The 26,100-nt window shown below is 47.7% G+C and carries 22 protein-coding genes; 5 read left to right on the top strand and 17 right to left on the bottom strand.

What is annotated here, in order from left to right:
- Position 1: 1 nt before the first annotated feature.
- Positions 2 to 2,017: a hypothetical protein gene (locus tag CVV44_20485; GenBank protein PKL35897.1), complete on the bottom strand. Its 2,016-nt coding sequence runs from the start codon at positions 2,015 to 2,017 to the stop codon at positions 2 to 4.
- A 448-nt stretch (positions 2,018 to 2,465) separates the two neighbouring features.
- Positions 2,466 to 3,590 carry a hypothetical protein gene (locus CVV44_20480; GenBank protein ID PKL35896.1) on the bottom strand — a complete coding sequence of 375 codons (1,125 nt, stop codon included), beginning with the start codon at positions 3,588 to 3,590 and terminating at the stop codon, positions 2,466 to 2,468.
- 205 nt (positions 3,591 to 3,795) lie between these two features.
- Between CVV44_20480 and CVV44_20475 the strand changes: the two genes are divergently transcribed.
- Positions 3,796 to 5,046, top strand: coding sequence for a hypothetical protein (locus CVV44_20475; protein ID PKL35895.1), 1,251 nt, complete (start codon positions 3,796 to 3,798; stop codon positions 5,044 to 5,046).
- Between the two features lie 50 nt (positions 5,047 to 5,096).
- Here CVV44_20475 and CVV44_20470 read toward each other — a convergent pair whose 3' ends face one another.
- From CVV44_20470 to CVV44_20460, 3 genes are read right to left on the bottom strand one after another with little or no spacing between them, the layout of a single operon-like run.
- Positions 5,097 to 7,277 carry a hypothetical protein gene (locus CVV44_20470; protein PKL35894.1) on the bottom strand — a complete coding sequence of 727 codons (2,181 nt, stop codon included), beginning with the start codon at positions 7,275 to 7,277 and terminating at the stop codon, positions 5,097 to 5,099.
- Positions 7,274 to 10,228, bottom strand: a complete 2,955-nt coding sequence (locus CVV44_20465) for a hypothetical protein (GenBank protein ID PKL35893.1) — start codon at positions 10,226 to 10,228, stop codon at positions 7,274 to 7,276. The genes CVV44_20470 and CVV44_20465 overlap by 4 nt, the downstream gene beginning before the upstream one ends.
- Positions 10,229 to 10,247: 19 nt before the next feature.
- Entirely contained in the window at positions 10,248 to 10,742 is a 495-nt protein-coding gene (locus CVV44_20460) for a hypothetical protein (protein PKL35892.1), read from the bottom strand.
- Between the two features lie 200 nt (positions 10,743 to 10,942).
- Between CVV44_20460 and CVV44_20455 the strand changes: the two genes are divergently transcribed.
- Positions 10,943 to 11,620 carry a hypothetical protein gene (locus tag CVV44_20455; GenBank protein ID PKL35891.1) on the top strand — a complete coding sequence of 226 codons (678 nt, stop codon included), beginning with the start codon at positions 10,943 to 10,945 and terminating at the stop codon, positions 11,618 to 11,620.
- Here the strand turns inward: CVV44_20455 and CVV44_20450 are convergent.
- Entirely contained in the window at positions 11,613 to 12,701 is a 1,089-nt protein-coding gene (locus CVV44_20450; GenBank protein ID PKL35890.1) for a hypothetical protein, read from the bottom strand. The two genes, CVV44_20455 and CVV44_20450, sit on opposite strands and share 8 nt — an antisense overlap.
- Before the next feature lie 23 nt (positions 12,702 to 12,724).
- The gene (locus CVV44_20445; GenBank protein ID PKL35889.1) at positions 12,725 to 14,638 is read right to left on the bottom strand and encodes a hypothetical protein; all 1,914 of its coding nucleotides are present in this window, start codon (positions 14,636 to 14,638) and stop codon (positions 12,725 to 12,727) included.
- Positions 14,639 to 14,903: 265 nt separating this feature from the next.
- On the opposite strand from CVV44_20445, the gene CVV44_20440 reads away from it, so the two are divergent.
- From CVV44_20440 to CVV44_20430, 3 genes are all read left to right on the top strand, one after another.
- Positions 14,904 to 15,971, top strand: a complete 1,068-nt coding sequence (locus tag CVV44_20440; protein ID PKL35888.1) for a hydrogenase formation protein HypD — start codon at positions 14,904 to 14,906, stop codon at positions 15,969 to 15,971.
- Positions 15,968 to 16,972, top strand: a complete 1,005-nt coding sequence (gene hypE / locus CVV44_20435; protein PKL35887.1) for a hydrogenase expression/formation protein HypE — start codon at positions 15,968 to 15,970, stop codon at positions 16,970 to 16,972. The genes CVV44_20440 and hypE overlap by 4 nt, the downstream gene beginning before the upstream one ends.
- Before the next feature lie 87 nt (positions 16,973 to 17,059).
- Positions 17,060 to 18,385, top strand: coding sequence for a hypothetical protein (locus CVV44_20430; GenBank protein ID PKL35886.1), 1,326 nt, complete (start codon positions 17,060 to 17,062; stop codon positions 18,383 to 18,385).
- A gap of 205 nt (positions 18,386 to 18,590) precedes the next feature.
- On the opposite strand, the gene CVV44_20425 is transcribed toward CVV44_20430, so the two are convergent.
- The 10 genes from CVV44_20425 to CVV44_20380 all read right to left on the bottom strand — a co-directional run bounded on the left by CVV44_20425 (position 18,591) and on the right by CVV44_20380 (position 26,091).
- Entirely contained in the window at positions 18,591 to 18,998 is a 408-nt protein-coding gene (locus CVV44_20425) for a hypothetical protein (GenBank protein PKL35885.1), read from the bottom strand.
- 69 nt (positions 18,999 to 19,067) lie between these two features.
- Positions 19,068 to 19,409, bottom strand: coding sequence for a hypothetical protein (locus CVV44_20420; GenBank protein ID PKL35884.1), 342 nt, complete (start codon positions 19,407 to 19,409; stop codon positions 19,068 to 19,070).
- 1 nt (position 19,410) lies between these two features.
- Entirely contained in the window at positions 19,411 to 19,659 is a 249-nt protein-coding gene (locus tag CVV44_20415; GenBank protein ID PKL35883.1) for a hypothetical protein, read from the bottom strand.
- 2 nt (positions 19,660 to 19,661) lie between these two features.
- Entirely contained in the window at positions 19,662 to 19,901 is a 240-nt protein-coding gene (locus CVV44_20410) for a hypothetical protein (GenBank protein ID PKL35882.1), read from the bottom strand.
- Positions 19,894 to 20,487 (bottom strand): hypothetical protein, encoded by a 594-nt coding sequence (locus CVV44_20405; protein PKL35881.1) that lies wholly within the window; start codon positions 20,485 to 20,487, stop codon positions 19,894 to 19,896. The genes CVV44_20410 and CVV44_20405 overlap by 8 nt, the downstream gene beginning before the upstream one ends.
- 16 nt (positions 20,488 to 20,503) lie before the next feature.
- Positions 20,504 to 20,734, bottom strand: coding sequence for a hypothetical protein (locus CVV44_20400; GenBank protein PKL35880.1), 231 nt, complete (start codon positions 20,732 to 20,734; stop codon positions 20,504 to 20,506).
- 2 nt (positions 20,735 to 20,736) lie between these two features.
- Complete coding sequence (locus CVV44_20395; protein PKL35879.1) at positions 20,737 to 20,982, bottom strand: hypothetical protein; 246 nt, start codon at positions 20,980 to 20,982, stop codon at positions 20,737 to 20,739.
- Positions 20,983 to 20,994: 12 nt separating this feature from the next.
- A complete protein-coding gene (locus CVV44_20390; GenBank protein PKL35878.1) occupies positions 20,995 to 21,915 on the bottom strand; it encodes a hypothetical protein in 921 nt (306 codons plus the stop codon).
- Positions 21,915 to 23,768: a hypothetical protein gene (locus CVV44_20385; GenBank protein PKL35877.1), complete on the bottom strand. Its 1,854-nt coding sequence runs from the start codon at positions 23,766 to 23,768 to the stop codon at positions 21,915 to 21,917. The genes CVV44_20390 and CVV44_20385 overlap by 1 nt, the downstream gene beginning before the upstream one ends.
- Positions 23,761 to 26,091, bottom strand: coding sequence for a hypothetical protein (locus CVV44_20380; GenBank protein ID PKL35876.1), 2,331 nt, complete (start codon positions 26,089 to 26,091; stop codon positions 23,761 to 23,763). Before CVV44_20380 ends, CVV44_20385 begins: the two co-directional genes overlap by 8 nt.
- Positions 26,092 to 26,100: the final 9 nt, after the last annotated feature.

Raw genomic sequence — 26,100 nt, 5'->3', positions numbered from 1 at the left:
GCTACACCTTCTCAATTTTTACTGGGATTATGGCGTTTTCGCCCTGATCTATGATCTCCTTGTGCTCCAGGAGAAACTCGGAAATCATATCCTGTATGAAATATGGCACATAGGCAGTTCCCGGCTTAACATCACCGGTAACCTTCACGGCGACCTGCATGGAACCGTGGGCTGAAACGACCTTCACGGGCCACTTGTCCCGCACCTCGATTTTCTTCGCGTCTTCGGGGCATATTTCCACGTATCCCCGGGGATAGAGAAGAAGAGTGGCATTATATTCCCTCTTGGGAATGAAGGTCCTCTTCATGATATTGTTCTGATGCCAGAAATGCTGCCCCTGTCCCATCATGAGAAGGAAGGGATTCTGATCCTGGGCTTTCTTTACGATATAGGTTCCGGAAACGGGAACGAACTTCAGGGCTCCCTTCATACCGGCAATATCAAGCCTGGCTGTACCACCGGGATGTTTATCATTACATGGCCATTTAATGCCGCCAAGTCCGGTAAATTTTTCATAACTGATACCGGAATAGGTTTCGGTCACAAGGGAAATTTCTGTCATGATATCCGAGGCCGAGGCATAATTCCAGCTTGCTCCTTTCTTCCCTGCAAGTGCGGCGTATATCTTCCATGCCGGCTGAACATTTTTGTCCGCATCGGTTTTCTGACGGGAGAGCTGCACCCTGCGCTCAGTATTGGTATAGGTGCCGTCATACTCCACGTAACTTGCCGTTGGAATAACCACATGGGCATAGTCGGTAAAGCTGTTTTCAAAGGCACCGAAATACACGATGAGGTCAAGGCTCTTCATCTCCTTGCTGAACCTGACAATGCTTTCATCATGGTCGACGATGAAGAGGGCCTTGAGTTTCGATGAACTGTCACGAAGCAGATCATAGACGCCTTTGCCCGGCTTACTGTTGAGATCCGTCTTCCATGCTTCATTGAATTTTTTTATAACCGCTGAATCGCCAAGTGACTGATACCCCGGCATGAGGTCCGGGGCCAGGCCCATATCATAGCTTCCCTGCAGATTGCAGATGCCGGTGATGGGGTTGACGCCGCATCCTTCTTTGCCCACTTTTCCGGCCAGGAGGAACAGGTTGTAGATGTAGCTTATGGTATCCTCATCGAGTCCTGATATCCCCGATGAAAAAAATACCATGGCGGTTTTTGCCTTTACCAGGTCACGGGCGATGGCCTTGATGACCTCGGACTCCACACCGGTCAAGGCGGGAATATCCTCGTCCTTCAGGGCACCCAGTGCATTGGCGAAGCCGTCAAGACCTTCGGTATGTTTTTTGATGAAATCATTGTCATACAGGGTATCCTCGATGATGGCCTTGGCCATGGCGGCGATGGCGATCTTTTTGGTTCCCGGTTTTACCTGTACGAATTTTTTACTTAATTTGGCAATCTGGGATTCCCTGCTGCAGATTGTCACGACCTGCGCTCCCCTGAGCGCTGCCTTATGAATCTCGCTTCCCACGATGGGATTCTGCTTTGTTATATCGGTACCCACAACCAGGATGAATTCAGCCTTTTCAATCTCTTCAAGAGAGCCCAGCATACCGGCCATGCCGGTGCCCCTGTGCATGACATTGATACTGTTGCGGTGTCCGGACTCGGAATCTATGCTGATATTGTTGGTTTTAAACACGGACCTGGCGAGCTTCATGAGCAGATAACCGTCTTCATTGGACGAACGGGGCGACGCCAGGAAGGCCAGTTCCTCGGCGGGATTCTTTATATCTTTGCCGATTTTATCGGCGATATAACCCAATGCTTCATCCAGGCTCACCTTTTCAAGGACCCCATTTCTGCGAATCATGGGGCTGGTGATTCTTTCCTCAGTCCTCAGAAGTTCATGCATGTGCCATCCCCTGACACAGAGTCTGCCCTTGCTGACGGGATGGTTCTGAGAAACAAATACTCCATCGACTCTGCCATCTTTCATTTTTAATAGATGACCGCAGCCAGTACCACAGAAATTACAAATGCCGGCCTTATAATCCATACTGTCTTCTCCTCAGCTGGTATATTCCCGCTAATTTTAATAGATCCCCGGAATGTTGGCATCATTTTCCGGGGACTTCCCTGCTAACGGAGGTAAGCGGGAAATCCCCGGAACAATGCCCTCTATATATGTACGTCTACGAACCATTCAAACAGACCTTCACCATCTGTGAGGTCTGGTAAATAAATACCATATATGGCAATGTTTGTCTATAGGGGAAAAAACTTTTGTGGCAGGAGGGAATTATCCCATACATTTACATGGTTTTGTTCATATTCAGTGAAATTGATATCCATAAAACCAATTAAAATATTAAGCAATCTATTACAGAGTATTATAATTTCATTTGCTCATGAATGCACCATTTCTTATGTACAAGTGATGAGTTGCCGTTGCCCTGTTATTTTTTTCAGATATATCGAACCTTCTTCTTTGTCAGGCATATTAGTCATTCAACCGACAAAATGACCGATTCCAGGGCATTCCAGAACTGCCGGTTAATATACAGGGATTCAATGTTAAGAGTAGTTCCCATGGTTACCGCCACAATATTCAGGTCGGGGATGATATTGATGATCTGCCCGAAGAAACCCTGGGCTCTGAAGGAATTCTCCGGTGCGTCGCGTATCATCCTGCCTGTCCCCTTTGTCCCCAGGGCTGAGTACCACGTCCCGGCGTCACGGTTCAGCCAGAACAGGAAACCGTATCCCGCGTTGGCTTCGGGGAATGATGGCGTCGTTGCCTCGTTAATAAATTCCTGTGAAACTATTCTCTCGCCGTTCCAGACACCGCCATTGCAGTACAGCTGCCCCAGTCGCGCCAGATTCCGGCATGAGGCTTTCAGTCCTGCACCGAAAAATATATTGCCCTTCAGGTCGCCCAGCCACACATATTTTTTTATGCCCAGGGGATCCATGAGGTACTTTTTGGCAAAATCCTTTGATGGCATTCCCGATGCCTTGCTTACTATTGTCGACAATGTATTGATGACCAATGCACTGTCATATTTAAATTCATCGCCGGGAGGATCGCTTTCGGCAGTCTGGCAGAGCAAATGCCTTATAGTGGCATTCTCATGTATGGCTGAGTATGGCCTCTCTATCCACCTGGTCACAGGATCATCAAGATCGAGGAGGCCCATGGTATAGGCAATTCCGATAAGTGTGGCGCCGAAGGATTTCGTGACTGACCAGGCTATATTCAGGGTGTCCTTGTTACCGTAATAATATTTTTCGTGGATGAGTACATTATCATGGATAATGACATATCCCTGGCGGCCTCCTAATCTGAATACTGCCGCATCGACCTTTTTCAAAACTTCCCGGTCAATTCCATGGCTTTCGGGAGAATCGATGATCCATTCATCACTGGTACCGCTGTAGCAATAACTCACAGCACTGGGATCATTTACCCCGGTATCCAGTCCGAAATATTCGGGGGATTCCCTGTTTTCTGTGTTGGTCGTATTGGAATCGGCAAAACAACCAAATATAAGGACTGGCGTAAAAAACAGGAGGAACATTATTTTTGATACTATCTGAATTTTCATATATACCCACTCTCCTGAATGCATAATATAATCATGTTACTCTTTTATGGTAATCTGTCAATAAAAAACCGGACAGACTGTTTTTGCCAACCTGATTTTAATTCTTGACTTTTATATTCATTATTGTAATAGTGTTAATATTCGTACATTGTTCGACATTGCAGTACATAGCAATTTTCTTTATCAAGGGGATCACTCATAAACTAAAATTAAAAATGGGAGAAACGGAATGGCAGAAACTAAACGGGAAAAGTTTTACGGATGGTGGATCGTTGCCGGCGGTTTTATTCTCTTTTTCTTCGGTATCGGTCTGGGAATCAATACGGTAGGTATTTTCATCGAGGAAGTGGTCTCCACGCTCCATTTCAGCCGCGGCGATTTCAGCCTGTTCTTTTCCATCGCGGCCCTTTCCATGATGGTGGGAGCCATCATCGTGGGCAAGCTTATCGAACGGATCAGCATCCGCCTCATCATGGGCGTCTGCACCGCACTCTTTTCAGCGGGAATCATACTCTATTCACAGTGCCGGACCCTGGGACAGTTCTACGCCGTCTCGGTTATCATGGGCCTGGGAAGCGCCGGGACCCATATCATCCCCGTCACCTCCATGATCAACAACTGGTTTGTAAAAAAACGGGGCCTGGCCACGGGTATCGTTTTTGCCGGAACAGGAATCGGCGGCCTGGTGCTCAATCCCTTCGTCACCTGGCTCATTGAACAGAAATTCTTCAACATGGAATACGGCTGGCAGGGCGCCTATATCGTAAGCGGCATACTGGCCGCGGCCTTCTGCATTCCCATCGCCCTCTTCGTCATGAAAAAGAGCCCGGCGGAAATGGGACAGTTTGCCGACGGCGAAGCCGCACAGACTCCCGGGGAAGACGTTTCCACGGCGGGCTTCACCGTTGGCGAGGCGGTAAAATCTCCCGTGTTCTGGATGGTGGCAGCCATGGCTCTTCTCTTCAGCGTCATCAACATGGGGATAAATCAGCACCTCTATCCCTACCTGAACGGTGATCTGGGATTTTCAAAAAGCGCTGCGGCCATGATCGTCGGTTCTTACCTGGGCATGACTGTCCTGGGAAAGATATCCCTGGGCGCCATCAGTGACCGAAGGGGTCTCGTTTTTGCCATCACCCTCTTCGTGGCCATAGTCATGGCGGGAATAGCCGTTCTTACACAAATCAATTCGCTCTGGCTTGCCGTTGTGTTCATCATCATTTTCGGATTCGGCAATGTCATCCAGACCGTCATACCGCCCCTGGTCACAGCCCACTGTTTCGGTCTCAAGCAGTACGCCCTGATATTCGGCATTCTAAGCATATTCATGACCATCGGCTCCGGGATCGGTACGCCGCTTTCGGGCTACATGAGAGACTACACCGGCTCATATCACAGTGCCTTTTATATCTACATGGGTCTTCTGGTTCTCAGCCTCGCTGCCGCACTTATGGCCCTTCGTTCAGCTGCTAAAAAATAAAATATTTCCCTCCCCCGGACTTCGGGGGAGGGAAACGTTCTCTGTATCTATCATTCCCCGCGGCTGTGATTGATGACCCACTGTATGGCGAACTGGTTCAGATCCGATGAACTTTCAAAATTCATCTTGTTCTTGATGCGGTCCCGATAATTTTCCACAGTTTTTACGCTTATGTTGAGCCTGTCAGCAATGTTCTTATTTGTTTTCCCGTTGCCGATGAGCTGAAATATTTCGAATTCCCGGATAGTCAGGCAATCGATGGCGGATCGCTCCTTGCGCGAATCGTCGAAGGGAAGACGGTTGAGGATGGTCTCTCGTACCCTCTCACTCAGGTACTGCTTTCCTTCAAGAACTGTTTTGATGGCACTCACCACGGTCCGGGGATCTTCCTGTTTCATGACATAGCCCCGGGCACCGGCCTTCAGGGCCCGCTCTGCATAAATTGACTCATCATAAATGGAAAGAACCAGCACGGGAAGCCCCGAAAAGCGGACCCGAAGCGCCTTTATGAGGTCGATACCGCTGGCGCCGTCCAGGGAAATATCCATGACGACCAGGTGCGGGTTCAGCTTCAGCACCTGTTTTATGGCCTCATCGGAATTTTTAGCCTCACCGCAGACAAAGAGTTCTTCGTCACGGTCTATGATCTGGGAAAGCCCTTCCCTGACAATGGGATGGTCATCGACAATGAGCACACCGGCCTTGTGGGACGAACTATCCACCAGGTAATCACCGAGAACGCCTTCCTCACCGGCGACGACCGGCACCTTCCTGCTGTCCCGGAGAACACAGGTTATCACCGTACCGGCCCCCTCATTTTTGGCCACGGTGAGCGAGGCGCCGATAATCCAGGCCCGGTATTTCATGAGCCGGATGGACATGGTGCTTCCGCCGTTTTCCTCAACCTCCGCTTCACCATCATCAGTAATCTTCAAAACCACGTTCCGGTCCGTCTGTCCCAGGGATATTATAACGTTCCTGGCTTTCTTGCCGATAACGGCCGTATCCACGGCTTCTTTCGCTATATAATAAAGATGTGAGGCCTCCAGGTCATCGCGGATTGAAATAGATTCATCCAGGTCCAGGATGCAGGAAACGCTGCACTGACACTCGAGGTTCCGGCGCAGGTCCTCCATGGCGGTCATGATACCGCCGGCAGCCATATCAACGGGGGAAAGCCCCTTGGCCAGCCTGCGGGTTTTGTCGATGGTATCGTTGATGAGACGGACGATTTCCTCCATATCCTGGGCGGCCCCCCGTTCCTTGTCCAGAAACTTGAGTTTCAGAATGCCGCTCTTGAAGGCAATGCCCGCCAGGTTCTGGCCCAGAACATCATGCAGTTCCTGACCGATGCGGTGGCGCTCCTTTTCATTGTTGGATATTAATATCTTCTCCAGCCTCTTGCGCTCCGTGATATCAAGTCCCACGAAAAAGATAAATTCCAGGGCGCCGTCCTTGCCGTAGAAGGGCCTGCCGTGCCATTCCACCAGGAGCTCGGTCCCCCGGCTGGAGACTATCCTGCTCTCCATAATCGAGGGATTCCTGTCCTCCAGGTGCGTGGTGAATATCTGGAAAACCATCTCCCGGTCCGCCGGTGATACAAAATTTTCGATATAATTCTTTTTCATAACATCGCCGCGGGGCATTTCCAGGGCTTCCAGGAGGGACCGGTTAATGGCCAGGATGTTTCCTGACGTGCTGAGAGCTACATAATAGGCCGGCGACGCGTCTTCAAGGCTGTTGATGAAATCCCGTTCCTTGATGAGCTTCTTTTCCGATTCCACCAGGGCGATGGTCCTCTCTGTGACCATGTCCTCCAGCAGGTCCTTTTCTTTCCGGAGCAGATCCTCGGCCCTCTTGATACGCAGCATGACATTTATCTGGGCTATGAGTTCAGCCTCGTCAATGGGCTTGGTAAGAAAAGCATCGGCGCCGATCTCCAGTCCCCTGATGCGGCTGTTGATATCGGTCTTGATGGCTGTAAGAAGAATCACGGGTATATGCCTGGTGGATTCTTCCGACTTAAGTATCCGGCAGACCTCGAAACCGTCCATGCCCGGCATCTTCACATCGAGAATTATGGTATCGGGCTGCTCGGCCACGGCCCTGTCGATTCCCTCCCGGCCTGAATCCGCCGTGATGACCGTGCATTCCTTCATGAAGCTTTTTATCAGGGCCGTTATGGTTATGAGATTATCGTTATTGTCGTCGATCGCCAGGATCCTGATCATGTGGTGAGCTCCATCCAGTAAGCTATTTTTTTCTTCAGTTCATCGATATTATATGGCTTGGGTATGTAATCATCACAGCCGGCCCTGAGAATACGCTCCCGGTCTCCCGTCATGGTCATGGCTGTAAGAGCTATTACGGGAACGCGCCGCGTTCGGTCGTTCGTTTTGAGTTCCTTGACGACGACAAAGCCGCTTTTACCCGGCAGGGACATGTCAAGGAGAATGACATCGGGCCGTTCCTTCATTATAAGATCCATGGCTTCCTGCCCGTCATAGGCGTAGAGTATTTCATACTGGCTCTGAAGAACGGCCTGTACGACTATTATATTGTCATGGTCATCATCCACTACAAGGACGGTCTTCCTTCCATAAACGGAACCCATGGCATTACCGGCCGTCCCGGTCAATCTCCCCGTATCGGGAACCCCCGCAAGGATCTTCGCCTGCTCCTGTTCTTTATTCAGGACGGTTACAGAGCCGTTGACCGCTGCTAGTTCAGGCTCGCGCCAGGCAACGGGTATGATCACGCGGAAACACGAGCCGATCCCGGGAGAGCTCTCCACTTCTATCTTCGATGATATGAGCAGCGCCGATTTTGAGGCTATGGTGAGACCCAGGCCCGTACCGCTATACTTCCGCGAAAGGGTCCCGTCGACCTGGCGGAATTCCTCGAATATATGGGGAAGGTCCGTTTCAGCAATGCCTATGCCCGTATCCTCAATGGCGACTATTACTTCTTCATCTCTCTTCGTTACCGTAACGGTCACCGCGCCTTGTTCAGTGAACTTCACGGCATTGCCGATGATGTTCTGAAGTATCTGGTATATGCGGGACTCATCGCTTTCAACGCGGGGAAGGTCCTCATCGGCGGCAATTACGATTTTTATTCCCTTTTCCTCGGCCATCTGTTCCAGGTTATCAACTATCACCCTCAAAATGGACTCGATGGAGATTTCTCTTATTTTAAGGTCAATTCTTCCCGATTCAATTTTTGACAGGTCGAGGATATCGTTTATCAGGGCCAGCAGCTTGCCGCCGTTCCGGTCGATGATCTCCAGGTATCCACGCTCCTCTTCGTCAAGCTTCTCCTTCGTCTGCATGATGAGCACCCTGGACAGGGCCATGATGGAATTCAGCGGCGTGCGCAGTTCATGGCTCATGTTCGATAGGAACTCGTTCTTCAGCCGGCTGGCCTCCTCTACCTTGACGCGCTGCTGCTCCAGTTCCCTGTTCTGCTTCCTCACCGTATCGCGCTGCCGCGTCAGCTCCATCGCCTGAGTCTCTAACTCTGTTTTCTGATTCATCAGAAGCTGGTTCTTGTCGGAAAGCTCCCTGGCCAGGCGCCGGGTCTCCTCGTCTGAGATGATATTGGCGAAGGCCGTATTCATGACGGGGCGTATGCTTTCCAGGATAGTCATGGCTTCCGGGTCGTACTCCTTGAGGCTCGCCAGGGATATGATGGCCACGGTCCTGTTGTTCACGATTATGGGAATAGTCATGATTTCCGTAGGGACAACATCGCCCACGATGGTCCGCAGCTTCACCAGGGACTGCAGTGAAATATTCCTTGTCTTGGCGATCTCCCTTGTAGCCAGGGCCCTGCCGAATTCCCCCTCCAGGCTCTCGGCATGAAATGTTTCCATGGCGTCGATATCCAGGCCGATGGAGGTGAGGTGCTTGAACTCATTGCCGTCCCTGGTCAGAATGTAGAAGGCGCCGATAATGGATTCCGTTGTTTCCACGAGCTTTCTCAGAACATTGCGGCTGAATTCATCCTGGTTGAGCGTCGACACCATGACATGAATTATTTCCGAGCTGGCTTTCTGTATATTAAGCTGGGAAATGATCAAATCGGCCATTTTATTGAAGGACTCGCTCAGCCTGCTGAATTCATCATCCCGGGAGGTCATTATTCTGAAGGAATAATCACCGCTCCTGATGCGGTTCGATACGGCTATGAGAGAGTTTATCTGTTCCGTGATGTCCCGGGAGAGGAAAAATCCCACGAGGAAAAAAGCGCCCATGATGAACATTAATATTAAAATTTTCTGGGCCACCATGCTGTAAATGGGGGACAGCAGTTCATGAATATCCTGCTTGGCCACGAATCCCCACTTGAGCCGGGGAATATGCCGGAAGGCCGCCAGAACCTTTTCCCCGCGATAGTCGGAGCACTCCAACACGCCCGATTTGCCCGCCAGGGCCTGGATGGACGCCTCGTCCTTGACCTTCAGCGTCAGGGGAAAACCATCGTACTCCCTGAGCCTGTTCAGGGCCGTCAGACTGCTGTTTATTATCATAGTTTCTCCGGTCCCGCCCAGGCCGGTCCTGTCCAGGAGAAAGTTATACAGGGAGCGTTCCAGGTAAATCCTTGCCACCAGTACTCCCGCGGGCCTCGTATCGTAATACCGCGCAGGGGAAAGGGGGATGGAAAAAGTCATGGTGGGAACATTGAGGTTCCTTGAATAGTAAATATCCTTGATAAAAATATCATTGGCTTTCAGGGTCTCGGAAATATAGGCATTGTTCAGTCGTTCCTGTCCCACGTTGTCGCTGCTCGTGGAATAAACAATGGTGCTGCTGAAGGCGCTGACGATGAATATTTCATAATATATGTTATAATTATTGATATAGCTGTCCAGAAGCCTCACCAGGGACTGGCTTTCCTTCTTCCCCACGGGGCTGCCGATACAGAGATTATGCCCCGTGACCTTGATCTCCTCGGTGCTTATCAGGGTCCGCATATCACCGGCAATCTTGTCAATCCAGCTGTCGATTTCCCTCACCTTCAGATCCCGGATTGATTCAAGCTTGGCTTTCTCCCGGTCGAGGATTTCATCGCGCATCTGAACGTAACTGATGACCGTGTAAACAATAAAAGAAGCGGCGAAAATGATTGAAAACCAGAATATGAGCCGCCCCCGGATACTGTTAAAAAAAAGATATTTCATGCCAGAGAGCCCCGGGAAATCATTTGTACTTCTCCATGCTCATCTTTAAAAGATAGATGATATTATAAAACTTCGAGATTCCACCGATATAGCGCTCCTTGACAACTCCCGGCTTCATAGTCTCTATGGTAAACTTGATGTCATCGAGTACCCTGCTCATTTCTCCGAGGACCATACATGACGCCTCATAGCCCATGTCACTGATTAATTCCTTCGCACAGGGATCGATACAGGGGATACTGCCGAACATCTTCCGGATTTTTGCCTGAATTTTTTCTTCACAGGAAGCAACCAGTTTTTCCGTGATGCATATCCTTACCAGTTCATAGCCCAGGAGGACATGTTCACTGTTCCTGTTTTCAAAAGAATCGGGATATCTTTTCAGATAGGCATTGCCAAGACCGGTCATATCGTCGACATCAAAGGGGAAGCGCCCCTCGTGCTGCATGACGTTCTTTCTGAAATCGTCTATAGTCCCGCTTTCCGTGAAAATTTCCGTCAGTGTTTTAACCATCGGGTCTCCCGATCTTTGTTCTTTATAAGCGCAAAAATATTCCGTAACAATCCGACAAAGTCACACTATAATCACCTGCCTCATTTTTCAATTCATTTAAGTTTAATTTTATAACTGTTAGTGCTTGACTACAGGTCATTTTTGATATACTCTTCATAACAATGATGACAATACAGCAATGAAGGATTTTGAACTATTACATGGACACCGATGAAATAAAGATAACAGATTTTTCTGAATTCATACTCCCCCCCGGAGAAAGATATTGCAGCCCCACCCTCAACGAGGTTAAATTCATCTCGGACAAACAAACCCTCTCCCTGGTCTTGGGTTCCTGTATATCCACGGTAATAATCGGCAGGGGAAAAGAATATATCCTGGCAGCCAACCATATAGTCATCGCGAACCCGCATCGGGAAAGTAAAGTTGCCAGGAAAAGTGCACTTCAGCAGATCAATGAGATGCTCTATGTATTCAAAAACTTTTACAAGATAGAAGAAAAAGATCTCATCTGTTTCCACCTTGTTGGAGCAGGAAACAAGCAGGAGAACAGCCACTTCAAGGTAAACCTGACTAATATTGAAGAGACATCGAAGATATTAAAGGACAAGAAACTCCTCACCGTGTTCAATGATACGAAGAGTTATTATGTGACAAAATATTCCCTGGGCGGAGAGAACATGTCGGTCTTTATAGAGAATAAGTTCCGCAGCGAGCACCTGTCCTTCATCGTGGATCTGAAAAAACTCTTCAGGATCGACCCCCTGATAAAACCACGCCTCCCCATCTCATCCATAGATCAGAGCAAGGAATTTGAATACCTCATCGACGAAAACGTAATCGTCTTCATCACCGGTGACAAGAACCGTCTCAGCTGACGGGGATAGAGAAGATAAACCGGACCCATTTCCCCTCTTCCGATTCCACTTTCATGCTCCCGGTGTGTTTTTCTATGATTTTCTTGCAGATATAAAGGCCAAGACCGGAGCCCTTTATGCCCTCGGTCCCCTTCTGCTTCAGCCGCGCGAACTTGTTGAAAAGCCTGTTTTCGATATCCTGTTTTGCAATCCCCACACCCTCGTTGCGAATGGCAAAGCAGGCTTCAGTCCCTTCCTTCCAGACCTCGATAAGTATGTCCGTACCTTCCTTTCCATACTTGATGGCATTGTTCACCAGGTTGGTGACGACTATCTTCAGCAGGTTGGGATCTCCAAAAACCTGGGGGGTCGCCCTGAATAGCGTGACCAGTTTCATTTTCCTGTAATTGACCTGGTTTTCCGGAATGTCAATGACGGGAGCCACGACATCGTTCACCAGGTCGATGTTCTCCTTGAAGGATTCCATGTCATCAATTTCCATCCTGGAGAGGTCAATATAGCTGCGGATTATATCCTCAAGGTACTGGCAGTTTCTTATGATCTTTCCCACGATTTCCTGCTGTTTCTCATCGAGGTTGCCGAAATATCCCCGATACAGGGTCTCAGCCGTGGTCTGCACAACGGCCACGGGACTTTTCAGTTCATGTGACACAATGGCCATGAGATCCAGCATCTTGGCATTGGAGTTCTCCCGACGGGACTCAATGGCGTTTTTCACCACGTCGCGGAATTCTTCCGGCGTAAAGGGCTTCGGGATGTAATCGAAGGCGCCCAGCTTGAGCGCTTCCCTGGCCGTTTCTGCCGTGGCATAACCGGTGAAAATGATAACGGTCACGTCGAGATTGCGCTTTTTTATTATCCGGAGAAATTCCATGCCGCCCATGCCGGGCATCATGAGATCGCTGACAATGATGTCATAGCTCTTTTTATCGATTTTCTCCAGGCCCTCCTCGGCATTGGAGGCCGTGTCCATTTCATACTGTTCGTTTCTCAGGATTCGGAGACAGCTTTTGTGAACTATTTCTTCATCGTCAACAATAAGAATTTTTACTTGTTGTCCCATAGGTATTCTCTCTTTCATTCAGGATTTTTTTTATCAATATATCACATAACGGGAAGCCTAATTGTAAAAGTCGTTCCCTCTCCAACGGTGCTTTCCACGGCTATGGTTCCCCCGTGCCGTTCAACAATCCCGTAGGTGACGGCCAGGCCGAGCCCCGTCCCCTGCCCCGTTTCCTTTGTCGTAAAAAAGGGATCGAATATCTTTTTCAGATTTTCCCTGCTGATGCCCGTTCCCGTATCGGTAATGGACATCACGACCTCATGATTGCCATGCTCGTACCATGTCTGAACCACGAGTGATCCCCCTCCGGGCATTGCATCGGCCGAGTTAATGGCGAAATTATTGATGACCGAAATCATCTGATTGACGTCGATATTAAAGTCAGGTATATCGCCCAGCACTTTATGTATGGTAACGTTCTGGAATCTATAGTTTTTTTCAAGAATTGAAAGGGAATCAATTATTATCTTGTTCAGATTCGTTCTCTGTTTCTCCAGCTTGGTCTCCCGGGCGAAATCGAGTATCCCCCTGACTATGCTCCGGCACCGCATGGTTTCATCCACTATGACCTTCAGATCCTCGGAATATTCCGTTTCCTTCAGATCATCGAGAAGCAGGCTGCTGTAGGTCAAGACACCCGTGAGCGGATTATTTATCTCATGGGCGATGCCCGAGGCAAGGCGGCCCAGGGAGGCGAGTTTTTCCGACTGCATGATCTGCTGCTGGGTCCGCTCCTTCAGGGCCCTATCCTTTTCTTCGATGGCGTCAACCATCTTATCGAAGGCAGTGCAAAGCAGTTCCATCTCTCCCTCGTACCGGCGCCCTATTTTATAGCTGAAATTGCCCTTCGCCACCTCATTGGCTCCGATCATGAGACTTTTAATGGGATTGAGTATGTTGCGAAGAAGATAAATGTTCAGAAAAAACGCCAGGATGCTGGTGAGGAATATGAGGGCCACAAGATATGCAATGGTTTGTCTTTTAATGGCATTAAACTTATCCTCGAGAATCCCCACATAGAGTATGCCGATAACCTTCTCATTTATGTCAAATATGGGAGTATAGGCGGCTATATACCAGGTGTTCACCACGAAGGCCTTGTCAAGCCAGGTGCTCCTCTTCTCCACAACCTGGTGATAGACCTGTTCGGATACGCGCGTACCGATACTGCTGGACCCATCGAGTCGTTTCACGTTTGTGGATATTCTCACATCATCGAGAAAAATAGTGGTGGTGCCCAGATCCTGCCCCTTTATTTTTTCATCCTTGAACACCAGGCTTCTGATCCTGTCCACAAAAGACATGCTGTTGTTGAGTATTTTAGCGCTGTATATTATGCCGACGAGTGTATTATTCTTAAAAATCGGAAAGGCGGCCATCTGGACCAGGGCCCGGTCTTCCGATTCTTTTTTCAGCTTCCTTTCATGAGGAGTGGGTATCACCTTGATAAAGGTGCGCCGGGCCACGTCCTCACCTTCGGCAAGGAGTATATCCCTCGTCAGAATTTCCGAACCGGTGCAGGGCTTCCCTTCTTTCAATACATGGTTTATACAGGCAATATCACCCACGTAATCGCCATAATTGTCACTGTTGTTTAAACGGGCCAGGACACGGCCCCGGGCATCGGTAATTGCCAGTATGTCCGATTCAAGCGAGAGGTTCACTTCCTTTAATTTCGCGATAAGAATACTGCGGTTCCGCGCTTCAGCGGCATCGGCAATCTGGCCTTTATGAGACACATAGAGAAGGAAAAGCGACTGCGTCTTTCCCTCCTGGTCATACATGTACTGTGTCGTTTCCAGGTGCTTCTGTACCTGCTCATAGGCCTGAGCGACAATGTTGTCATTGATCATTTTAATGCCGATAATGACAGCACCGCCACCGATCATGATAATAATCATGATGAAGCTTGCAAATATTTTGCTTCTTATTCTGGAAACCATTCTTATAGGCATAATGATGCTCTGTTACTATCCGGACTGCCGTCTTTAACACGGGAGCAGGTATATTTTCAGCCAATATTCAATTTCCTTTAATTCTGATTATTTGGCAATCATTATTTATAACGCCTCCGGGTAATTATCCCTCAATGCAGGTGTGATATACCGCATAAAATAGAAATTAAGAAAAATTATTTACTTGCCTTCAAAACACCTTTGCGAAAAACTGATAATAATTTATTCTCAAATCCTATTCAATTCCGGTGCTGAATATAACATTATGAACAAAGAAACCATAAAACAGCTCGCCCGCCGGCTGACAGATATCAAGCTTGACCATGAATTGCGCATCATGGAGGTCTGCGGCACCCACACGGCGGAATTCTTCAAATCCGGCGTAAAGGATATTTTCCCTCAGGGACTCACCCTGATCGACGGTCCCGGATGTCCCGTATGCGTCACCGCCAATGAGTATCTCGACAGGGCCATCCAGGTCGGCAAAGAGCATAATGCCATCCTGACCACCTTCGGTGACATGATCAAGGTCCCCTCCTCCTACAGTTCGCTGGGCAGGGAATTGGGCGACGGCATGGATATCCGCGTGGTATACTCTCCCCTGGAATCCCTGGACATCGCCGTGGATAATCCCGGCAGGGAGGTTGTCTTTCTCAGCGTGGGCTTCGAGACCACGGCGCCTACCCAGGCCGCGGCCGTCATGGAAGCGAAAAAAAGGAATATATCCAATTTCTCAATCCTGCCGGGAAACAAGCTGACTCCCCCTGCCGTGGCCGCGCTTCTGAGTCTCGGCGAGGTGAGGATCGACGGGTTCATCCTGCCCGGTCATGTGAGCGCAATCCTGGGCTCCGAGGCTTGGCGCTTTATCGTCGATGATTTCCACAAACCCTGCGTTATTGCCGGCTTTGAAACGCCGGACCTCCTTACAGGCACCATCTCCCTCGTTGAAATACTGATCAGGGGTGAATTGTCCCTGGTGAACGAATATCCCGTGATAGTAAAAAAAGAAGGCAATGTCAGGGCCAGGGAAATTATGTACGAAGTCTTTGAAAAATCCGACGCGACCTGGCGCGGCATCGGCGTTATTCCCGAAAGCGGGCTTTCAGTGCGCGAAGGCTACGCCGATTTCGACGCCTCGAGAAAGCTCCACGTCACGCCGCCGGAACCGAAGGAACACGCGGGATGCAAGTGCGGAGAACTCCTGCGCGGCCTCATTTTGCCTCCGGACTGTCCTCTCTTTGCCAAGGCCTGCTCACCCGAAAGGCCCGTGGGCCCCTGCATGGTATCAACCGAGGGACCCTGCTCCGCCTATTACAAATACTGGAGAAAATGATGACGGATAAAATACAGGCCGGCCACGGAAGCGGCGGCAAGCTCATGAACGACATGATCAGCAACGTTATACGAAAAATCCTCGGTAACGAAAGCATTCAGCTCGATGATTCGGCCGTTCTCAGCGTACCGCCGGGACAGATCGTATTCACCACGGACACCTTCGTGGTGACTCCCATTGTCTTCCCCGGCGGGGACATCGGAAGTCTCGCCGTAAACGGAACGGTCAATGACCTGGCCGTCATGGGCGCCCGCCCCCTCTATCTCTCGTGCGGCCTCATCCTCGAAGAGGGCTTCGACATGGAAACCTTCACGCAGATCATGCGATCCATGCGCAAAGAGGCCGATGCAGCCGGTGTGCAGATCGTCACGGGCGACACCAAGGTCGTTCCCCGGGGAAAAGGCGACAGGATTTATATAAACACCACGGGAATCGGCGTCCTGGAAAACGAGTTACAGAGAAGAGAGATCGCCATCGGTGATAAAATCATCATCAACGGCACTATCGGCGATCACGGCGTGACCATCATGGCCGAGCGGAACCAGCTCTCCTTTTCCCGGGGTCTGCAATCCGACTGCGCGCACCTGAACCACATGATCGCCGGAGTCACGAAAAAATTTCCTGAATCAATAAAATTCATGCGCGATGCCACCAGGGGCGGTGTAGCTTCGGTACTCAACGAGATCGTGAAAGACCGTCCCTTCAGCGCCATGCTCGTGGAAGAAAACCTGCCGGTAAAAGAAGAGGTCCACGGCATGTGCGACATCCTGGGCCTGGACCCCCTGTACGTCGCCAATGAAGGGAAAGTCATATTCATCGTGGAAAAAGACCGGGCCGGAGATATCCTGAAAATTCTTAAAGAGGACGCCCATGGCAAAGATGCCGCCGTCATCGGTGAAATCACCGGGGAATTCAAAGGCAAAGCCTACGTGGAAACCGATATCGGCGGCAAGCGCATCCTGCCCCTGCTCCTGGAGGAACAGCTGCCGCGGATTTGCTGAATTCGGCTTAAGTCATTGTTTCATTTCGGTTTTACGGTAAAATGCCGATACTAAACAACAGCAATCCAGAAATGAAAACGAGGTGCCATGGAAAAAGATCCTCTCCTTTTTTTTGATGAATCAGACCTCATACCGGAATCTTCCTTTTCCGACGCAGAAAGGTCCGTGCTGTCTCATATTAACATGAAGGTGGCCGGAAGCAGATATCTCGACGAAATCCTCGATTTCATCTTTGAAGAAATAAAAAAAATTATTCCCTGCGACAGGATCGATGTGGCCTTCATCGAAGAGGACAACCAGCGCATGGAAATCCATTTCGTCCGGGCCGACTATGAACCGGTCTATCTTAAAAAAGGCTTCGCTTCCGATATAATCGGCGGATCGATCCAGAGGGTTTTTCTTTCCGGAATGCCCAGCGTCATCAATGACATGGAATTACATGTCCGGAACAATCCCATGAGTGAATCGGCTCACATGCTCCTCAGGGAAGGCATCAGGTCATCCATGGTATGCCCTTTAAAATCCGAAGACCGGTATATCGGCATGTTCATGTGCCGGTCACGCCGGACCAATGCCTACAGCCGGCACCAGGTCAGCCTGCACATGGCGTATGCCCACCGGCTCGGTCAGGCCGTTGAAAAGGCGTACCATATTCAACAGCTTTCATACGCCATTTCCTCCTACATGGAAATGCTGAGTTTCGTGAGCCACGAACTTAAAAATCCCCTGGCATCAATCGTCATGACGGCACAGACGCTTTCCCAGGGATATTATGGTGAGATTGCCGATAAACAGAAACAGGCCGTAGACCGGATAGTAAAAAAGGCCGAATATCTCCTCAGCCTGGCCGGTGAATACCTCAGCCTGGCTTCAATAGAAACAGGCCAGTTCCAGCTCAAGCCGAAGAACGTCGACTTCTACCGCGATGTCGTTTTTCATTCGCGTGAAATAGTCGCCGTAATGCTCCAGGAAAAACAGATCGATTTTCAGGAAAACATAGCGCAGGATATCCCCGTTACCAAATGCGATCCCGAACTGATGAAAATCGTTCTGACCAATCTGCTGAGCAATGCCGTTAAATACTCCGAGCAGCAGGCGACCATAAAACTGGATATCAGCGCAGATGCGGGCAGGGTCAGGGTATCGGTATGGAATGAGGGACCGGGCTTTCCCGAAAGTGAAAAGATCCACCTCTTCAAGAGATTTTCCGTTCTGCATACCCCCGAATTATCCGACAGGAAAGGCCATGGCATAGGGCTCTATGTAACATGGAAAATAATTCTGCTTCACGGCGGCCGCATATGGGCTGATTCGATACATGGCAAATGGGCTGAATTTATATTCGAAATACCGCAGCTCATGGATCAGTGCCTGCTTCCTGATCTGCCGCATAAAAAAACTCCACTGGATTGAGTGGAGTTTTTTTATGGGTACCTGACGGGACAGATTTCAAACCTTTATGCAGTATCAGCTGAATGGCAGATGCGGTTCGTAGCTTAACGTGATTCTTTTTTCTGTTTTTTTCTGAGGCTGGACAGATACCGTGACCAATGATGAGACATTTGTTTATCCAGGTCTTTTTTAATATCTTTCTCTGGTTTGGTTTTTTGTTTTTTCATCAATGCTTAATCCTCGCACTACACTCAACAACCGCATTCAGGCCCGAGGCACTCTGATCACATAATACAACGCCATCATTCTTGATGATCACCTGTATATTCCCAGTTCCGGAAATCTCGGCATTAAGAATCATATAATAGGACTCATTATTCATCAGGTCAACATCATGGCTTAAACTAAATGGGAGATTTGGATCACCACCGTCCGGAGCATAAATAGCTGGTCCGTAATCTCCTGATGTGTCACCATCATATCGGTAATAGTTTTCTATGGTTATAGTTGCCTGGGTCATGTCGGAACTCTGCACAATGTATTCAAGACTGTTTCTTTCGATATCCATAGAATCGAAATATTCACAGCTTGCAGCGAACCCAACAAAAAACAACAGAATCCATAATCTCTGCATGACACACCTACCTATATTAATTTATATAATATATTAATTTCTGGTATTAGTGTCAAGTGTAAATCTTGATTATTTTAATTCCGCCAGGCATTGTGAAAAATCCCGGTATTTTTTTGGATCCCCGTATTCTACTGGATTCGGAACTCCATCATCTCTCCATCCAAAAGTCTCCACCTGGCAATTAAGCCGATGTAATTTTTTATAGCATAGTTCCGTTCCCGGTATTGCTCCTGATTTGTCCTTACTGTCGTAATATAGCTTCATCATGTTTAAACTCATATTGCATTCCGGCGGCAAATCCTTTATCCATACCGGTTCAAACGATTTACATGAAACCGTGAGACTCAAAAAAACAATAATACAAAGAATCAGAATGATCTCTACGATCTGAATAATTCGAGATACTCCCATTTTACCACCTCACAAGATATAATACTAAAACAATCCCAGCTCCCACCAGGTAAGATGACACATCGAGGATCCTGTCCGCAACCTTCCATTGACGGCCGTCATTGTACAGGAACTGACATATCTCAATGGTCAGAGCTATAAATAATGATATAAAGATAACTGCCCATATAGGCTGTATCCAGAACACAAAAACCAGAGCCACAAGAATCCCTATAGAGCAATGCACCAGTTGATTTTTAAATTTCTTCATGATCAGTAACCTCGCGGATCCATGACTGGCCCAGAAGGATAATTATATTTACCCTCTCTACGTTCCCGCTCATAGACCTTTGTTTTTTCAATTGTTCCCCAGGGGGTCGGGCACTTCCAGCCGGAGAACGCAACGCCTGCGGCCAACAAGATCAATACAACTTTCCACCAGTGTTTCCTGGTATAACCAAGCAGTTTATCAAGAAACTCCCACTTATTATCTACTTCGTTTTTTTTAGCCATTACTCCTCCAATACAAACATCGAATTCTGCCATTATCGGCAGAGTATTTCTTCAGGTATTCATCCGGATAAACCACCGAATCACCGTTGTCTGAATTATACCCGGTCAACGCATCCCCATAGGGATCATTGACTATGAAACCCTTATCAGTGTATCCGGTAACCAGAATAATGTGCCCTCCCGGCAGGCCTCCGATTTTATTCGTCCCCAAGATGATCGGACCGGATTCAAGCAAATCCCTTATGGAATTGAAGCCTATATCCATGTCCCGAAAAACCGCTCTGCCTCCTACCCCAAAGTCCTTTAACCATTTTTCTATTCCGGCCTGCTGAACCAGCCACCAGAAAGACGTATGACCTTTGATCCAGTTATATTTCCTCCTGATTATCTCTCCGACACCAGGCTTTCCGATGGATACTTCAACATCATCAAGATACAGGGCCAGTCCGTCATCACCCGGAGATGTCCCGGCCATGAATGATATGAGCATCCAGCTGCAGGTGCTGAAACATTGCCAGAATCCTGGGAACTTCCCTCCGAAGTTGATATTATCACGCTGTGAATTGTATTTGACCCTATTATTCATAGCACACCTCTGATCACTATTCTACTGCATTCAGACCGCGTTTGAATGCGCTGAAGGCTCCGTCACGATCTTCTTTGTCGTCATAGAAGGGATTCTGTAGGGCTTCATCAATAGCTGACCTGACACATGTCCCCGTTTTTTTGCCAATCTCTTCCATTGTCTTTTGATCCACATTGCCTCTATAACGAGCAATGAGCAGAAAATATGTACTTTTAAGATAGACGTATAAACGCTCAATCTTCTCCACATTTACCCTCTCCTCATTTCTGATATAATACCCTTTAATTCAGATATGCTTTGTGAAAGCTCCAGTGTTGTGCAGCTGAATTTTTCCAAACTACTCGCCAGTCCTTCGAACTGTTTTCTGTTGTCCATATTAAGTTTGATGATATTCTGTTCAGCAAATCGCACCTTCATTTCCAAGCGAACAAGCCATACAATGAGGCCCACCACAGAGAGAATCACAGGCCAGAGTTTTAATATATCGTCCTGCATTATGTCTCTTCCCTATTGATACCTGATATAGAATTTCGTTCCGAGTGAGTTTTCCCGCGTTGTCGTACCTGTACGCGGTGTTCCGTTTGTTCCATCATCAAGAAAAATATCAATATACTTCTTCGTTCCAGTACCGTCATAGACATACACCGAAGTCGCTCCTGCTGCAAGCGAAACAGTTCTTGTATATAATGGCGCGACCCCAACATCCATTTTGAATTTTTGGAACCGGTCTTCCTCCACCCCACCAAAACCCGGCCCTGTTTTGACACGACCGTTTATCATCTGAGAGCCAACTCCTTTAGAAACCACACCCTGTCGGTTTGGCACATAAAATTCAGTCGAATTAGGTGTCCCATGGGGCACATATCGGAGAGTATGGGTTCCCGACTGTGATCCACTGGTATTAATCCGCCCGGTCGTTCCTCCTGCAACTGCATTTACATATGTATCATAGAGATAAAATGTATTATCATCAATCCGGCCTATATAATAATTGGTATATGCTGTGATCCCAGTAGGCAGTGCCCCTGTTGTCGATAATTCGATACGGGCCCCGGTCTGGAGACCATGAGCGTTAAGTGTGACCACTGCCGGAGATGCGATGCTAATAGTACATGATCCTTTGCTTTTTGTAATTCTGTTATATAACAACGTGTAGGTTTCCCTCGAATAAGCAGCACCATCACACAGAAAAAAATTATCAGGATCATCAATACCATCATACATGATTGTTTGCCCAATAATTACAGCAAATTCATCAATAGTATCATTTATTTCTTTAAGGTTCCTGCTCGGAGGAGCACTCCCGTCCCCGCACAATTCCTGAAACGCGTTTTTCATCATGTTATAATCATCGACGCTGTTGCTATCAACATGCGCGACTCGGTCCGTCATACCTAAAATGCTCAACAATTTATCCCACGCGGCCATTATGCCACCTCCCGCACTTCTTTCAGAGTTATATTTATGTCATTCCCGCCAATCAAATACCGCAACTGAATCCGGCGCTCGCCGTTGCATTTCACCATGATAATATTATCACTGGAAAACACACCGCTCCAGGCCTGGAAAACTCCATTGAGCAGTTCCCGATACTGAATATAAACCTTCTGTAAATATAGAGTCCCGGCCTTAAATTTCAATGTATCAAACCCCTTTGCCGACCCGAACGGCCTGCTATAATACACCGAATGATACCCATACACTCCGTCGCTGTAGTTGACATCATCATATCTCACAAACTCTTCAGGGAGAACATCGCCGGTCTGTCTGTTCAGTAGTGACGATACGCCCAAAAAGACATCCCCGTCGATCCTGTAGCGCGACTCGTAATCTTCGGCATCCTCAACCCGCAGGACAGAAAACACATTCGAGGGAAGTGATTCATTCATTTTATTATCATAGCAGATGATACGCATGTAATACTGGTTTTTAACAAGGCCCGATATATCGGCATAGTACAGTATCACGTCTTCTTCGGGATCAAGGATAACCGGACTGAGCCCCTGACTAGTGATCTCATCATAAAAACCCTCGTGCTCGCCGATCTCCAGTTCATACCGGGTCGCGTCACTGGATACCGAAGGGAAGAACCATATTCGGACCGTGTCCTCGTCGAGAAAACAGGCCTTCACTATCTCAACCGGTACTGGTGGCGTAATATCCCTGTCAATAAATCTGTAAGGCTTATTGAGAAACAGGCACTTCATCGTTACCCGGTTATTATCTTTATCAGGCTTTTTTTCGATGACCCGGAGCGGCTCCCGGCTAAAACTGTTATAAGTAAGGTCTATTTGACTATTGAGCGGTATATACTGTTTTTCTCCATTCAGTTCAATCGTCGCCAGCTGTAGGAATTGATGGTTCCTCTCTATTTTACAGCTACCACACCACGCTGCCCCCGCCTGTGTTTTTAATAAAATTCTAAAATCCGCGGCGAGAGCTGAATCCATATCATCATCAGGAACGCGGAATGTTTTTGATCCATAGGCATCCCGTGATTCCTGAATATAATCCTCAATTGTGCCGGGGTTCGCATATGCCACTGCCGTTACGTTTTTATATGCGATATAATAATTGTTGCTGATATCATCAGTATAATATTCCGTCTTATACCCGGCCTCCCTGATGTCCGATTCCCTGACATGTTCCCCCAGTACACCGGTATACAGCCTGTCCTGGTGGTACCGAATGATGTCGTTCTCAATGTACAGATAAGAGCTGGTAAGGCGGCATAGTTCCTTTATAATTGACCCACATTTTTTCGTGGACTCTTCGGAGTATTTAATTTCAACAAAACAGCTATTCTCAGTCTGGATATCATCGGCATCTTCAAATGTTTTTAGCTTCAGAAACTCTTCTGGAATATTAACGATACTGGTAAGCAGATAATAAATTATTTTTGCCGGGGTGATATCCGTTTCAACGCCATACGAAATGGAACAATCGGCATCAACGATCTCCTTGATGAAGTTTGCCGATTTTACCACCAACTGGGCGTTGGTGCTTTTCTCAATATTTTTTATGCGGCCGCGCCAGATGACATCATCCAGCTCATCGCTGATAAGCAGCGTCGCATCATACCAGCCGGAATAAAACAGCGTTCCCTCGTAATCATCATCATATTTGTGTTCGGCGTTGTCCAGGATAACGGACATCGTCGCGGATATCATATTCGTGAAATTAAAGCTGATGGTCTCGGAATCCCGGCGCTGGACCTTGATAACGTCCGACTCCGGAATCACATGCGAGACGCCGTTTTTTATGACCGATATGTTATACATCGAGATACCTGGCCGCGAACACCATTTTTATGTTCTGCTTCCCGTCACCATCCAGCCCGTAATAATCCGTACTTCCCTGGATGTTCGAGAATTCAATCCTCATCGCCCTGTACTGTTCCGGATGGGTAATAGGATCAGGATACAACCGCACCATTTTTCCTTTCAGCCATACGTCATGCAGGCTCTCCCAGTCCTCTTCCAGTATGCCTTTCCATTCCGCAATGATCGCTATAATCTGCCCCTGCTTGGCCGTGTTCACCGTGCCATCAATCATGATGTTTTTAACGGCCCCCACAGGACGGTATTCAACAATGAACTTCTCCGGCTTTTGTATGAGACATGTATCATAGGTGGATGCCACATAGTTATATAGAACATCAATGGCGCCGGAGTTTTCCCCGTCCGAGGCAAATTTATACGCCGGAGAATCACAGGGATATCCCAGGACTCTAAGTCGGATATCGACATTCAGATCATTTTCATCAATGAATCCATCATTAATGAATCGGGGATCGGCCTGCAGGCAGTTCGCGAAATTGAGCACAGCAACGATCATGAGGCCAGTGGAAATACTATTATTTACAGTCAGGGCTGTTTCTGCGTTCACATCATAATTGAGGTTGTCGTGGAATATCGAGTCATTAACAATTTCATTTCCGTCGTTATTCAAAAGCTTTATCGCGCCATAGTTATTGAAGAAGGTATTTTTAGTTAGGCTAATTCCCGCTCCGGCGCCATCGATTTCAAGGGACGGATTTTTACGGTTTGCGAAAAATATGGACTGATTAACAATAACATCATCCGACTCCAGGAGCATGTTCAGGATATTTTTCCTCATAAGGACATTCTGAAATGTAAATGCATGCCTCCCTTTGTTAAGCGTGAGAGCCATACAATTTCCTGTTGAAAACTCAGGGATATCATGTACAGTGGTATGCTTAATCGTTAAATCGCCACCTTGCAAAAATAGTCGCTCCATTCCAGCTTCTGCCGTTGGTACGGTAATTTTAAAACCATCATATTTCAAATCGCTTTGTGATATCACATATGCAGGTATCATCCGCCCAACACAGTAGTATACTGGTCCATCGCCTGCACCAGAAAGTGCCTCATTCCATACTAAAGCGAACGTGCCATAACCACTCGCGCATATTCTTGGCATCACATCAATCGCGAGCCTGAGTGCTCCAGTCGTAACACTTCGTTCCGGATATACTTCCAGATACGATGAGTTTATAATTTTATAGTATATTGCTAAAATATCTGTTGTCATTGCTTTAGTATACATGAGAACCATATAATCATCCCATGTAGCCAGCCCCCACACAAACATGCCACTTGAAGAAAGCAATGTCTCACCCACAACTGCAACCATGGCCTGAGTGTATTTTCGATAATATATGACAGGATTTGAATATGTAGAGCCGTCTCCATACACAATAGAGATGTTGCCGTCAGGATCAATCGCCACGGCTCTTGCCGATACACCCACCTTAATCAATGTTAAAGAACCCAGAGCGTACGTAGATCCATTGATAATCGCATAGTACATACCATTATTGGTACCATTTGCATAATATGTGATAAGAAGAATATTTCCATTATCTAAGAGCACTGGTTTGTTATAGTGATAATATTCTAACGAACCCGAGTCATAAATCACCTGCCATGTCGTGGTGCTTATAACCAGGTAATGCATATAGTTGTCTTGATTGTGAATCACAAAAACATTCCCATCAGCTGTCAGACAGCATGCAAAATTCTCGTCATTATATGTATAAATAGGAATCGTAGTAGGAGCAATAATATCAGAAAAGTCATCTTTATCGACAACACGAAACGTTAGATAACCTTGTTCACTTGGATGCCATAACAGGAAAAGATTACCATCGGAGAGATAACACGCTGCCAGCCCCGGAGAGTATTCATTTTGACTATAAAGCGTTCTTCCGATAACGGCATTCACACCAGTCATGCTGAGTGTTGGTGTCTCGCCAATTGCTGCATACATACCAGCTAGATTCTCATTAGTTTTTAAGTAATAAATATTATAATTCTCTGAATCCAGAATAACTATCCTGGCATGCGTCACATCAACCAGTTCGTTGGCCCTATTTATTGTCAGAACCGGATCAGCCAGTGTTCCCACACCGCTGTCGCTACCAGTTTTACTCACAAATATGGCATTGTCATTAGATGGCGTAAAATCCAGCGTCCGGAGAGTGGTCGATGCAGTGGCTCCCACAGCATTCTGAGGGATTGCGCTGCTGTTAAACTGCTCATTATATTCAATTTTTATCTTATCATCATTATGAATAATCATTGTTTATCT

It is taken from the genome of Spirochaetae bacterium HGW-Spirochaetae-1 (assembly GCA_002839375.1).
In the GTDB taxonomy this organism is placed as follows: Bacteria; Spirochaetota; UBA4802; order UBA4802; family UBA5550; genus PGXY01.
Note: the sequence above shows the minus strand (reverse complement) of the source record. Positions and strands in the feature narration are given on the sequence as shown.

Bases quoted from the DNA above. Each gene is read 5' to 3' on its own strand.
- CVV44_20485 (PKL35897.1), bottom strand. From the start codon at position 2,017: ATGGATTATAAGGCCGGCATTTGTAATTTCTGTGGTACTGGCTGCGGT.
- CVV44_20480 (PKL35896.1), bottom strand. From the start codon at position 3,590: ATGCATTCAGGAGAGTGGGTATATATGAAAATTCAGATAGTATCAAAA.
- CVV44_20475 (PKL35895.1), top strand. From the start codon at position 3,796: ATGGCAGAAACTAAACGGGAAAAGTTTTACGGATGGTGGATCGTTGCC.
- CVV44_20470 (PKL35894.1), bottom strand. From the start codon at position 7,277: ATGATCAGGATCCTGGCGATCGACGACAATAACGATAATCTCATAACC.
- CVV44_20465 (PKL35893.1), bottom strand. From the start codon at position 10,228: ATGAAATATCTTTTTTTTAACAGTATCCGGGGGCGGCTCATATTCTGG.
- CVV44_20460 (PKL35892.1), bottom strand. From the start codon at position 10,742: ATGGTTAAAACACTGACGGAAATTTTCACGGAAAGCGGGACTATAGAC.
- CVV44_20455 (PKL35891.1), top strand. From the start codon at position 10,943: ATGGACACCGATGAAATAAAGATAACAGATTTTTCTGAATTCATACTC.
- CVV44_20450 (PKL35890.1), bottom strand. From the start codon at position 12,701: ATGAAAGAGAGAATACCTATGGGACAACAAGTAAAAATTCTTATTGTT.
- CVV44_20445 (PKL35889.1), bottom strand. From the start codon at position 14,638: ATGCCTATAAGAATGGTTTCCAGAATAAGAAGCAAAATATTTGCAAGC.
- CVV44_20440 (PKL35888.1), top strand. From the start codon at position 14,904: ATGAACAAAGAAACCATAAAACAGCTCGCCCGCCGGCTGACAGATATC.
- hypE (PKL35887.1), top strand. From the start codon at position 15,968: ATGATGACGGATAAAATACAGGCCGGCCACGGAAGCGGCGGCAAGCTC.
- CVV44_20430 (PKL35886.1), top strand. From the start codon at position 17,060: ATGGAAAAAGATCCTCTCCTTTTTTTTGATGAATCAGACCTCATACCG.
- CVV44_20425 (PKL35885.1), bottom strand. From the start codon at position 18,998: ATGCAGAGATTATGGATTCTGTTGTTTTTTGTTGGGTTCGCTGCAAGC.
- CVV44_20420 (PKL35884.1), bottom strand. From the start codon at position 19,409: ATGGGAGTATCTCGAATTATTCAGATCGTAGAGATCATTCTGATTCTT.
- CVV44_20415 (PKL35883.1), bottom strand. From the start codon at position 19,659: ATGAAGAAATTTAAAAATCAACTGGTGCATTGCTCTATAGGGATTCTT.
- CVV44_20410 (PKL35882.1), bottom strand. From the start codon at position 19,901: ATGGCTAAAAAAAACGAAGTAGATAATAAGTGGGAGTTTCTTGATAAA.
- CVV44_20405 (PKL35881.1), bottom strand. From the start codon at position 20,487: ATGAATAATAGGGTCAAATACAATTCACAGCGTGATAATATCAACTTC.
- CVV44_20395 (PKL35879.1), bottom strand. From the start codon at position 20,982: ATGCAGGACGATATATTAAAACTCTGGCCTGTGATTCTCTCTGTGGTG.
- CVV44_20390 (PKL35878.1), bottom strand. From the start codon at position 21,915: ATGGCCGCGTGGGATAAATTGTTGAGCATTTTAGGTATGACGGACCGA.
- CVV44_20385 (PKL35877.1), bottom strand. From the start codon at position 23,768: ATGTATAACATATCGGTCATAAAAAACGGCGTCTCGCATGTGATTCCG.
- CVV44_20380 (PKL35876.1), bottom strand. From the start codon at position 26,091: ATGATTATTCATAATGATGATAAGATAAAAATTGAATATAATGAGCAG.